Source organism: Paenibacillus sp. FSL H8-0548 (assembly GCF_038630985.1).
GTDB lineage: Bacteria > Bacillota > Bacilli > Paenibacillales > Paenibacillaceae > Pristimantibacillus.
Genome location: NZ_CP152049.1, coordinates 6,757,856 through 6,770,022, shown reverse-complemented (window position 1 = coordinate 6,770,022; position 12,167 = coordinate 6,757,856). Strand labels below are relative to the sequence as shown.

6 protein-coding genes are annotated in these 12,167 nt (G+C 48.0%); 5 read left to right on the top strand and 1 reads right to left on the bottom strand.

What is annotated here, in order from left to right:
• Positions 1 to 10 precede the first annotated feature (10 nt).
• The 5 genes from MHI37_RS28655 (at position 11) to ligA (ending at position 9,702) form a co-directional block, all read left to right on the top strand.
• Complete coding sequence (locus MHI37_RS28655; protein ID WP_076336270.1) at positions 11 to 700, top strand: serine protease; 690 nt, start codon at positions 11 to 13, stop codon at positions 698 to 700.
• A gap of 173 nt (positions 701 to 873) precedes the next feature.
• On the top strand, positions 874 to 3,996 hold the full coding sequence (locus tag MHI37_RS28650) for an ATP-binding protein (RefSeq protein WP_076336269.1): 3,123 nt from the start codon (positions 874 to 876) through the stop codon (positions 3,994 to 3,996).
• A 1-nt stretch (position 3,997) separates the two neighbouring features.
• Entirely contained in the window at positions 3,998 to 5,134 is a 1,137-nt protein-coding gene (locus MHI37_RS28645; protein ID WP_076336268.1) for a response regulator, read from the top strand.
• Positions 5,135 to 5,232: 98 nt separating this feature from the next.
• Positions 5,233 to 7,635: a DNA helicase PcrA gene (gene pcrA, locus MHI37_RS28640; protein ID WP_179090182.1), complete on the top strand. Its 2,403-nt coding sequence runs from the start codon at positions 5,233 to 5,235 to the stop codon at positions 7,633 to 7,635.
• Between the two features lie 63 nt (positions 7,636 to 7,698).
• On the top strand, positions 7,699 to 9,702 hold the full coding sequence (gene ligA, locus MHI37_RS28635; RefSeq protein ID WP_076336353.1) for an NAD-dependent DNA ligase LigA: 2,004 nt from the start codon (positions 7,699 to 7,701) through the stop codon (positions 9,700 to 9,702).
• A gap of 79 nt (positions 9,703 to 9,781) precedes the next feature.
• Here the strand turns inward: ligA and MHI37_RS28630 are convergent, their stop codons facing one another.
• Complete coding sequence (locus tag MHI37_RS28630; RefSeq protein ID WP_076336267.1) at positions 9,782 to 12,001, bottom strand: bifunctional diguanylate cyclase/phosphodiesterase; 2,220 nt, start codon at positions 11,999 to 12,001, stop codon at positions 9,782 to 9,784.
• Positions 12,002 to 12,167: the final 166 nt, after the last annotated feature.

The window sequence follows — 12,167 nt, the reverse complement described above, 5'->3', positions numbered from 1 at the left end:
GAGATAAGAAATGAAGCTAACCATTAATCGGAAATTGGCTGTAGCGTGCTTGATCCTATTCCTGATTTCTTCCATCGTTTCGTATACAGGTGCTGAAGCGGAGACGCCAGCGGTACAAAACGCAGAGCAAATTTATAGCAAGGCAAACGAAGCTGTCATTTATGTGCGGGCGCTGCGCAGTGACGGCACCGTACTTGCGGTTGGCAGCGGAGTGCTTATCTCCTCGGATGGTCAAGCGGCAACCGCCTATCACGTTGTGAAAGGTGCGGAGCTGCTCGAGGCTGTCCTGTCTGATGGCAGTGTCGTCAAGTCGATTAAGCTGCTTAAATATGATGAGCTTACGGATGCGGCGCTGCTGAAGCTTCCTGAGCGCAAAGACGCTAAAGGGAAAATAACACCCTATAATAAGCTTTCGATAAGAGGTGCTGCTGTAAAGTATGGCGAGAAAGTATTTGCTATCGGTTATCCGCTGCGCAACACGCCCATTATTACTGAGGGGATTGTTAATAATCCGCAAGCAGAAATCAATGGCAGACCCCGCATACTCACATCAGCCCAAATTGCAAGCGGCATGTCAGGCGGACCGCTGCTCGATGAGCAGGGGCGTCTTGCGGGAATTATCTCCGGCTCGCTTCGCACGATGAACAATATTCATCTCGTTATTGATACCAGTGATTTGCGTTCATTAATGAAAGAATAGAGAATGGCTGAAAGAAGAATTAGGAAGATGAATGTGCGCAAACGGCATTCATCTTTTTTTTTCATTCCTGCTTACTTCTGCCTGAGCCAGAAGCAAGGAAATGATTGCCGGGCTCAGGCGACAGCAGTTATGATGAAGTTATCTGGCATTCGAAGAGGAATGGGGAGAAGAGGATGAATCGGCTTAAGCTGCCTATTGCAGCCAGTATACTGCTGGGCTTTGTACTGCCTGCATGCTTTATTGTTTCAATGATATATTCCAGCATGGGCATGCCCGTAGCCAAGGGCGGCATTATCGATTTGCGAGATTGGAATTTTTCCAAGGATGGCATTGTTTCTTTAAAAGGAGAATGGGAATTTTACCAGAACCAGCTGCTGACATCTGAGGCGTTTGCGCAGGCGGAGGCTGGGCAATTAAACGAGTCGGCCATTTATGTAGAGGTACCGGGGTTATGGAACAAATATATGGGGACCAAGGATTCGAAAGAGCCTTATGGCTACGGTACTTACCGTTTAGTGGTCCATCTAAGCAATGCTTCGGACAACATATTTGGCATACATACAGGCAACATTCGGATGGCGAATCGGGTATTCATGAACGGCCGCGAGATAGGCGCGAGCGGAATGCCAACGGCTGTTCCTCAGACGACGAAGCACAATAATGTGCCTTACGTTGGCTTTACATTTGTTGAGGGAAATACCGTAGAAATTATTATTCAGGTCGCTAATTATGTGTATAGCTCCGGGGGAATCTTCATACCTGTTTCTTTTGGCGATCAGAAGAGCGTGCTTCAAAATCGGGAGTGGAGAGTCCTTCAGGAACTGATTTCGGCTGTAGCCTCTGTTGTGCCTGCTATATTCCTGCTGCTTTTCTATCGAAAGCTGAGGAAGGAGCGGTCACTGCTTTATCTAGGCTTAGTATGCCTCGCTAGCTGTTTATATGTGCTGACACATGGAGAAAAGCTGCTTGCTGAGGCGGTTCCATGGATGTCCTATACGGTTATTCTCAAAATTCAAGCAACCTCGGCAGCATCTATTTATTATTTTTTACTTTTATATGCGTCAACTGTGTCGCTTCCAACCACTTCACCCAAGCTGCTGCGCTGGTTTAAAATCGTGACGATTACGCAGATCGCTTGTACGCTTCTTCTGCCAACCAGCTTATATTCAGAGTTGGAAGCTCTAGTTGTTGCAACAGCTTTCAGCACAATGATGTTTGTATTATTCATTATGCTGAGAAGCTTGCTGCAAAGATCTAACCATATTTTTTTTGAATCGCTAAGTATTTTAAGCATTTTTATTATTATCGTGCTGCAATCCTTGCTTCTGCTCGGTATTTTTGACACCTTAGCGGTCGTATCCTATGAAATGCTGTTTTTTGTCATTGCACAGGCCATGATGATAGCGAGTCGATTTGCAAACTCGTATACAGAGGTTGAACAGCTGTCGCAGAGGCTGCTTACCTTAGATGTATTGAAGGATGAATTTTTAGCGAACACCTCGCATGAGCTGAGAACGCCGCTTCATGGCATTATTAATATGGCGGATTCACTCGTGGAAGGGGCGGCTGGGAGCATTACGGAAGAACAGTCGCGCCACATTGCCATGATTGCCGCGACAGGCAAACGTCTTTCTGTCCTTATTCATGATATTCTTGATTTCTCTAGTCTCAAAAACGGCAATATTCAGCTGCATTTCCGGCCGGTACATCTTCCGACCGTTGCCGAGTCCGTTATCGAGGTGGTTCGGCATACAGCTGGCAGCAAAAATATACGATTTATACAGAGCTGGCCTGAGCATATGCCTTTGCTCCATGCCGATGAGGATCGACTTGTTCAGGTGCTCTACAATCTTCTCGGCAATGCCGTGAAGTTCACGCATGAAGGTGAAATCAGCATTTCTGCAGCGTTATTGGGTGAAAGAGTGATGGTAACGGTGGCTGATACCGGAATCGGTATGAATACGGAGCGTTTGGAGGATGTATTCCACAGCAATTACAAGAGCGCGGAAGGCTACGATCCTGCCTATAAGGGTTCAGGCTTTGGACTCGGCATTACGAAGAAGCTGGTAGAGCTCGGAGGAGGCCGCATTTGGCTGGAGCCGGAGAGACAAGTGGGTACAGCTATCCATTTCACTTCTCCTATATCCGATGTTTTACACATAACTGATACATCAGCATACAAGACTATGCTGCTGACGGAGGCGCACAGCAGCAGCGAGGCTGCTGCAGGGATGGAGATCGAGGCGCTTCATGAGGAACGGGCAAGCGCTGGCACAATTTTGATCGTGGATGATGATCCTGTTAACCTGCAGGTGCTGCGGAACCTGCTGTCGGTTGAGCGTTATACTGTCATTGCGGCAACGCAAGGAGCAGAAGCGCTGAACGAGCTCCAGCAAAATTTGAATATTGATCTCGTTATAGCGGACTGGATGATGCCGGGCATGTCTGGCCTAGAGCTGACCCGTTTCATACGGGAGAGGTTTCTAATGTCGGAATTGCCGGTTCTGCTGTTAACCTCCAGAAGCTATCCGGACGATATGGAGAAGGCATTCCAGGCTGGTATCAATGATTTCTTAAGCAAGCCAATGGAATCGAAGGAGCTGCGCGCACGCGTGCGAACACTCATACAGCTAAGGCAATCGGTACAGCAGGCTGTTCGGTCCGAAATCGCTTTTTTGCAGGCGCAAATCAAGCCGCATTTTTTGTATAACGCACTTAATACCGTGATTTCAATTTGCCCTGGAAATCCCGATAAGGCAGCGCAGCTGTTAATGGAGCTTAGTCAATATTTGCGTGGAAGCTTTGATTTTCAACACCGGGATAGATTAGTCTCCGTACAAAAGGAGATTGAGCTCGTCAAATCCTATGTGATGCTGGAGCAAGCTAGATTTGAGGATCGACTGCAGGTCAAGTATGAAGTGAATGAAGAGCTGGCTACCCTAATTCCTCCGCTTAGCATTCAACCGCTCGTCGAAAATGCGATAAGGCATGGAATTATGCGTAAATCATACGGCGGCACCGTAACGATTAGAGTAACGGAAATTGAACATGGAATATCTGTTTCGGTGTCGGACAACGGTGTTGGCATGTCGGAGGAATGGGCAGCACAGCTGCTGGCCGGCAAGGCTGAAGGCAGAATTGGGGTAGGGCTTCGGAACATTCATCAACGGCTGATCGGCTTATACGGTAAGGGGCTGGAAGTGAGCAGCCGCGAAAAGGAAGGTACGACGGTGAGCTTTACAATAACTAGAACGAAAATCGCTGGTTCAGCATCGGCAGGAGCAAGGGGAGATTAAGGTGAAAGCGATTCTAATAGATGATGAAAATCCGGCCTTGCTTCAAATGGAGCGGCTGCTGCTGGCGGATGGCAGATTGGAGGTGAGCGGCAAATTCACATCGCTTGCAGATGGGCTGCGGCATATAGGGGGAGAAAAGACGGATGTTGTTTTTTTAGATATTGAAATGCCGGAGGTCAATGGACTGGAGGCTTCCGAATTGATCCAGCAGTTGGATAGCGATATTACTATTGTGTTTGTGACGGCTTTCTCTGAATACGCAGTAGAGGCGTTTGAACTGCAGGCTTTTGATTATTTGCTGAAACCGGTATATCCAGCCCGCTTAGCAAAGACCATCAGCCGGATTGAGGCAGGCTATGCTCGGGGTAAGGAAATAGCGGAGCCATCCATGCAAGGAAGCGAGGTCCAAATTCTGTGTCTAGGAAGATTGATGCTGCGCAGCGCGCCCGATGTTCTGGAGGCCTTTAAATGGAGGACCTTAAAAACGCAGGAGCTCTTCGCATATCTGCTGCATTACAAAGGAAAATGGCTTGATAAAAATCAGATTATTGAAACGCTTTGGTCGGATTATTCACAGGAAAAGGGAATCAATCATCTGCATACATCGATTTATCAGGTCCGCAAGCTGCTGAGCAATTGGAAGCCAAGCATTAAAGTTGAATATGATCGCAACAGCTATCGTCTGTCGATGGAAAACAATATTTTGATTGATGCGGAGCTCTTAGAGCAAGTGACGGAGCAGCCTGTAATTACGCAGCAAAATTTGAAGCACTACGAAGACCTGCTCTCCTTGTATCGCGGTGATTTTCTGGAGGAGCTGGATTGCTTCTGGGCAGTTGCAAGGCGGGAGCGGCTTCGTAGACTGTACACCCAGCTGGTTATGACTATCGTTGCATTCGAATTAGCTAACGGAAGAGATCTCAAAGCGATATCTCGATTGAATGTGCTTCAGGAAAGAGAGCCTTACTCTGATGAAATTTGCCAAGCGATGTTAATCGCATATGGAAATTTAAAAGACATTGCGGCTTTGCAGCGTTATTACGAGACTTATGAAGCTTTAATTCGCAATGAGCTCAAAATTGAGCCGACTGTGCAAATTAAGGAGCTGTATGAGCAGATACAGAAACGGCTAAATTGAAGATAAGCATTCAAATTCCTTTAATCTCAAATTGACACAGGGGAGGGCGTTGTCTACACTGGGAAGAGGCGAACAAATGGGAACAAAGGAGTCGGAGCATGTTGAATTATATTAGCATTGAGCAAGCAGTGCAGAAGTTGAATCCGCCGCAGCGAGAGGCTGTGCAGGCAACGGATGGGCCACTTCTTATTATGGCTGGAGCGGGCAGCGGCAAGACACGTGTGCTGACGCATCGGATTGCATACTTAATAGAAAAGAAACGTGTAGCGCCTTGGAGCATTTTGGCGATTACCTTTACGAATAAAGCATCACGTGAAATGCAGGATCGGGTCAGTGCACTCGTAGGGCCATCGGGACGAGATATTTGGGTATCCACCTTTCACTCCATGTGCGTACGAATTTTGCGCAGAGATATTGACCGGATCGGCTTTACCTCAAGCTTTTCTATATTGGATTCCTCCGATCAGCTATCGGTTATTCGCGGCTGTATGAAGGATATGAACATTGACACGAAGAAGGTTGAGCCAAAGGCAGTTCAAGCGGCAATTAGCGGAGCGAAAAATGAACTGATTTCAGCGGAGCAATTTGAGCAAAAGGTTGGCGATTATTTTGACGGCATCGTTGCTCAGGTGTTCACGAAATATCAGAAGAAGCTTAGAAGCAACAACTCGCTCGACTTTGACGATTTGATCATGATGACGATTCAGCTGTTTAAGGATGTACCTGAGGTGCTTGATTTTTATCAAAATAAGTTCCGCTACATTCATGTGGATGAGTATCAGGATACGAACAGAGCGCAATATATGTTGACTCGTATGCTTGCCGATAAGCATCATAATATTTGCGTAGTCGGCGACAGCGATCAATCGATTTATCGGTGGCGCGGTGCTGATATTACGAATATTTTGAATTTCGAGGGCGATTATCCTGAGGCGCGGACGATTATGCTGGAGCAGAATTATCGCTCTACGGCGAATATTTTGGATGCAGCGAATGCAGTCATTAAGCTAAACAGCGGCCGCAAGCCGAAGAAGCTATGGACGGATCAAGGCGCGGGCGACCTCATTGCACTTTATCAAGCGGATACGGAGCATGATGAGGGTTATTTTGTAACTGGCGAGATTCGCAAAAATGTGCATAATGGTCAGAAGTTTGCCGATCATGCGATTCTTTATCGGACGAATGCTCAGTCACGGGTAATAGAGGAAATTTTAATCAAATCGGACATTCCATATCAAATCGTCGGCGGAATTAAGTTCTACGATCGCAAAGAAATTAAAGATCTGCTCGGTTATTTGAAGTTGGTTTCTAATCCGGATGATGATATCAGCTTGGTGCGTATCATTAATGTGCCGAAACGTGGAATAGGTGATACGACCGTGGGGAAGCTTGCGGATGAGGCGGCAAGGCGCGGGACGTCGATTTATCGGGTATTGAACAATTTAGGCGAGGTCGAGGTGAATGGCCGCACAAGAACACTGCTGCGCGAGTTTTATGATATTATCGACAACTTGACGCGTATGGTTGAATATTTATCGGTGACAGAGCTGACGGAGAAGGTGCTTGAGCTGTCCCAATACCGGATGGAACTCCATCAGGAGAATACACTTGAATCCAAGGCGCGTCTTGAAAATATTGACGAGTTTCTGTCCGTTACGATGGATTTCGAGAAACGCAATGAAGATCGGACACTCGTCGCTTTTCTAACGGATTTGGCTCTCATCGCGGATATTGATTCATTGAATAAAGACGAGGAAGAAGCTGAGAAGAATAAGAATGCCATTACGCTGATGACAATGCATAGCGCGAAAGGGCTTGAGTTTCCGATTGTCTTCATTATTGGCATGGAGGAAAGTGTATTTCCGCACAGCAGGGCGCTTGCTGACAATGAGGAGCTGGAAGAGGAGCGGAGACTTGCTTACGTTGGAATTACCCGCGCTGAGAAGCGGCTGTATTTGACCTGCGCGCGTATGCGGACGTTGTTTGGCCGCACGAACAGCAATATGCCCTCACGCTTTCTGCAGGAAATACCGGAGAGCGTGAGAGAAGGGGCTTCAAGCGGCAGCGGCGGTTACTCGCGCGGCGGCAGTGCTCGAAGCGGTGGCGGCGTCAGCGTCACTGGCGGTATGGGTGCGGCGGCGCAGGGCGGAGCTGGCCGCGGTATGGCAGGGCGCGCGCCGGCGAGCGGCGCGCCTGGCTCAGGAGGCCGTTCCCCGGGATTCGGGGGAACGGGCCCAGCCGCGACGAGCGGCAGAGGCGGCGTGCGGGTTAGCACGCCGCTTCAGGACGCCGCACGGGCGGCTCAGGGAAGCGGTGCAGCGGGTGATGCCGCTGCTGGAGGCTTTGCTGCGGGTGAGCGAGTGTCACATGGCAAGTGGGGAATTGGCGTTATCGTCTCCGTCAAAGGAACGGGCAAGGACATGGAGCTTAATATCGCATTCCCTGCCCCTGTCGGCATTAAGCGATTGCTTGCAGGCTTTGCACCGATAACGAAGGTATAGGGGTTATCAGCTATTTTGGACGATTAGAAGGAGGAGCCGCCCGTGAACGCTCAATTAGAGAGAATGCAGCAGCTCGTTGCGATTATAACGGAGCATAATTACAACTATTACACCTTGGATCAGCCAGCGATAAGCGATGCTGATTATGACATGCTGTATGACGAGCTGGTGGCGCTGGAAGCGGCAGCTGGTGTTGTTTTGCCGGAATCGCCTACTCAGCGAGTAGGCGGAGAGCTGCTTAAAGGCTTTGAGCCTTACAAGCATCGCGCTCGTCTATGGAGTCTGGATAAGGCGCAAAATGCCGAAGGCATAATGACTTGGAATACAAGGCTTCTCAAAGCGATTGCTGACTATAATGCCAAAAATCCCGAAATTGAGCCGCTGCCGCAGCCGACTTATGCTGTTGAGCTGAAGTTTGATGGACTCACGCTTAATTTGACGTACGAGGATGGCCAGCTGGTACAAGCGGCAACACGCGGCAACGGTACGGTAGGCGAAGGCATTTTGCAGCAGGTTCGCACGATTCGTTCCGTACCGCTCACGATTCCTTTCACCAACGGTATTATCGAGGTACAGGGCGAGGGCATTATGCAGCTGTCGGTGCTTGCGAAATATAACGAAACGGCGATTGAGCCGCTCAAAAATGCTCGCAATGCGGCTGCAGGAGCGCTTCGCAACCTTAATCCCAAGGTGACGGCAGAGCGAAAGCTGAATGCTTTCTTCTATAATATCGGTTATACCGACGGGATCGCATTTGAGAATCATCAGGAAATGCAGCAGTTTCTTAAGGACAACCGCTTTAAGGTTAATCCGTATGTGACCTATCAGAGCACAATTGAAGAGGTTCAGGAAGAGTTGCTTCGGGTAACCGAGCAGCGCGAGCAGCTGGATTTTCTAATCGATGGCGCTGTCGTCAAGGTTACGGATATTCGGACAAGGGAAGCGCTTGGGTATACGGATAAGTTTCCGCGCTGGGCCGTTGCTTTTAAGTTCGAAGCAGAAGAGACAACAACGGTATTGGAGTCTGTATCCTGGGAGGTCGGCCGTACAGGCAAAATAACGCCGGTTGCTCGCGTGGAGGCGGTCGAGCTGGCAGGTGTGACCGTTCAAAATTGCACACTCAACAATATCGGCGACATTGAACGCAAAAATCTGAAGTTCGCGCTTGGCACACTTGTGACGATCCGCCGCTCGAATGACGTTATTCCGGAGATTCTGGGGAAAGCCGAAGAAGAGCCTGGTGAGGAAATTGTATTCCCGGCGTCATGTCCATCCTGTGGAACGGTGCTTGAGCAGCGTGGCGCCCATTTATTCTGTTACAATAAACTAGGCTGCCAGCCGCAAATTATTGGGCGGATTACGCATTTTGCCTCGCGTGATGCGATGGACATTGACACGTTCAGCGTCATGACGGCAGACCAATTATACAAGGATTGCGACGTTCATGATCCTGCAGATTTATATGCGCTGACCTATGATGATCTGATTAAACTAGAGCGCTTTGGGGAGAAAAAGGCGCTTAAGCTGCTTGCAGCCTTTGAGAAATCAAAGGACCGGGAGCTGTCCTCCTTCTTGTTTGCACTAGGCATTCCGAATACGGGCAAGGCGACTACAAAAATGCTGGCTGATCACTATGGCAGCCTGGATGCGATTATGAAGGCGGAAGCTGAGGAGCTTGTGGCGCTTCCCGATATCGGCGGTATTGTCGCCGAGAGCATTGTCGGATATTTTAGAGATCCCATTATTCTTGCAAGCATTGCTAAAATGCGGGAGCTAGGTGTGAAGGCAGAAGCGGAGCAGCAGCTGGCAACAAGAAATGATAGTGTGTTCAGTGGAAAAACCGTCGTGCTCACTGGAACATTGCCGACGATGTCACGAGATGAGGCGGCGAAGCTTCTAGAAGCCTGCGGTGCCAAAATTTCAGGCAGCGTATCTAAGAAAACGGACTTTGTCGTTGCAGGTGAGAGCGCTGGAAGCAAGCTGACGAAGGCTCGTGAGCTTGGCATTACCGTAATAGAAGAAGAAGCCGAGCTCATGCGCTTGTTAAGTGAGACGGTCGATCTATAACCATAAAGCGTCAGGCCGGAGTCCAGCCTGACGCTTTTTTCGTATTGGGTTCCCATACCTATCGCTGCCCTTGTCACGCTTAATGCTGTTCAACGGCATCAAGGCTAGGGAATTCTAGTGCTAACAGTGCCCTTGTCTGTTCGGCAGGAACAGGACGCGAGAAGAGATAGCCCTGCAGTCGATCACAGCCAAAAGCGGCCAATTGTGCGTGTTGGGAGACTTGCTCTACGCCTTCGGCAAGTACGTCTAGCTTAAGGCTGTGAGCCAGCTCAATAATAGAATGAACGATGGAGCCTCCGGTCGTTTCTTTCGACATTTCTCGAATAAATGACTTATCTATCTTCAGCGTATCAAGCGGAAGCTTCTGCAAATAATGAAGCGAGCTATAGCCCGTTCCAAAATCATCAATTGCGATGCGAACGCCCAACGTTTTTAGCTTGTGCAGCTTATGTATCACTTGCTCGGTGCCTTGCAAGCCGATGCTCTCGGTAATCTCCAGCTCAAGCAGGGAAGGAGGAAGCTTGCTTTCCTCTAGAATCAATCGGATCGTCTCAAATAAGCGATCATCCTGGAATTGCTTCATAGAGATGTTGACGGCAACCGTAACAGAAGCCAATCCTTCATCTATCCAGCTTTTTGTTTGAAAGCAGGCCTCCCGTAAGACCCATTCACCTAGCTTCGTAATCATGCCCGTTTCCTCGGCAAGCGGGATGAACTCAGTTGGCGATATGAGTCCACGTTCAGGATGTTCCCACCTCACAAGCGCTTCCAGCCCTGTGATCCTGCCTGTGGCAGCGTCAATTTGTGGCTGATAGTGCAGGGTAAACTCTTTGTTCGTTAATGCCTCTCTTAGTTCTTTTTCCATCGTAGTTCTTCTAATAATGGCATCATTCATCTCGGAATTGAAAAGTAGTGTACCGTTCTTGCCTTGCTCCTTTACCCGGTACATGGCAATATCCGCATATTGAACGAGCTGCTCAAGCTCAGTTCCATGGTCTGGGTATAAGCTGATCCCTATGCTGACCGTAGCATGGATAATATGATTTTCATAAATGACTGGCTCGGTGACGGTTTCCTGAACGTGAAGCGCTAGCTGCTCTGCTTCTTCCGCGTCCGAATCGGAAAGCAAGATGATGAACTCATCGCCGCTAAGTCTAGAAATAATCCCCTTGCTGCCGATACAATTTTGTATTCTTATTGCGGTTTGTTTAAGGAGCCAATCTCCCGCCTGATGACCCAGTGAATCATTGATGAGCTTGAAGCGGTCCAAATCAACAAACAAGAGAGCGAAGGATTGTTTAATTTCTGTATTAGAGTAGCTATGTATAGTTTCAGTCAAGGTTTCGAAAAAATGATGACGATTGGGAAGACCGGTCAAGGTATCGAAATAGGCAATGTGCCGAATTGTATCCATAGACTGTTTTTTTGCAGTAATGTCTTGCGCAATAACATAGACGCCTACCAGCTGTTGATCGACAGTGATCGGTATAATGGTAGTTTGCAGATAGACAGCGGCTCCAGACTTATGGGCGATAGTAGTTTCTCCGTGCAGCGTATTGCCTGCTTTAAGCTCAGAGAACGAATCGCGAGAAGACTTCTTTAACGAGTGGCTTATTAAATCATCGAAGGTTTTTCCTTTGAGCTCAAGCCAGATAAAGCCGGTAATTCTCTCCATTGCGGGATTCACGCTCAGGAGCTGTCCATCGAGATTGAACCAAAAGACAATATCCGGATTATGCTCATACAAAGATTTAAAACGCTGCTCGCTTACTTCAAGCCGTTTCTCTGCCCATTTGCTTTGTGTAATATCATGGATAACCAGCATATAACCCTCTAGGGTTTGTAAAATATGAATAGGCTTTCCGGTTATCTGGACGATGCTGCCAGCCTTGCCTTCGTTCGGCACTAGCCAAAGCTCCTGAGTAATAAGATGCGCTCCTTGCAAAAGCTGCTGCAATGGTTCGTTATTGAATGGGAGTTTTGTAACACCATTTACGTGAAAAAAAGCAGGCGAGCTTCCATTCTTGCTTCCACTACTCATTTGGTAGCCGTATTTGGCTGCGGCCTCATTATGCTGGACAAGCTGCCCATCCAGTCCAAAGATGACAATCCCCTCATCCATATGATTAAATAGAAGCTTACTGCTTGGATGATATAGCTTGCTGCAAAACTTCTTTCTAATATAGTAAAGAATAATGAAAACCAGTAAACCGGCAGACGGGGCAATAACGATATAATTATCCCAGTGGGAACCCGGGAGCCAGAGGGGCAAAAGTGCCGCATGATGAATGTAAAACAATATGGACACACTCCCTCGTTAGTTTTGATGTTCTGGGATTACTTACTTGCAAGTAGAGATATTATTCATCATGTTAAATTCATTGAGAATGATTGTCAATTAAAACGGTAGTATGTAAGTTGACGTGAAAAGAGAAAGTTCGACAAAATGTAAAAAATTACAACTT

Bases quoted from the DNA above. Each gene is read 5' to 3' on its own strand.
- MHI37_RS28655 (WP_076336270.1), top strand. From the start codon at position 11: ATGAAGCTAACCATTAATCGGAAATTGGCTGTAGCGTGCTTGATCCTA.
- MHI37_RS28650 (WP_076336269.1), top strand. From the start codon at position 874: ATGAATCGGCTTAAGCTGCCTATTGCAGCCAGTATACTGCTGGGCTTT.
- pcrA (WP_179090182.1), top strand. From the start codon at position 5,233: ATGTTGAATTATATTAGCATTGAGCAAGCAGTGCAGAAGTTGAATCCG.
- ligA (WP_076336353.1), top strand. From the start codon at position 7,699: ATGCAGCAGCTCGTTGCGATTATAACGGAGCATAATTACAACTATTAC.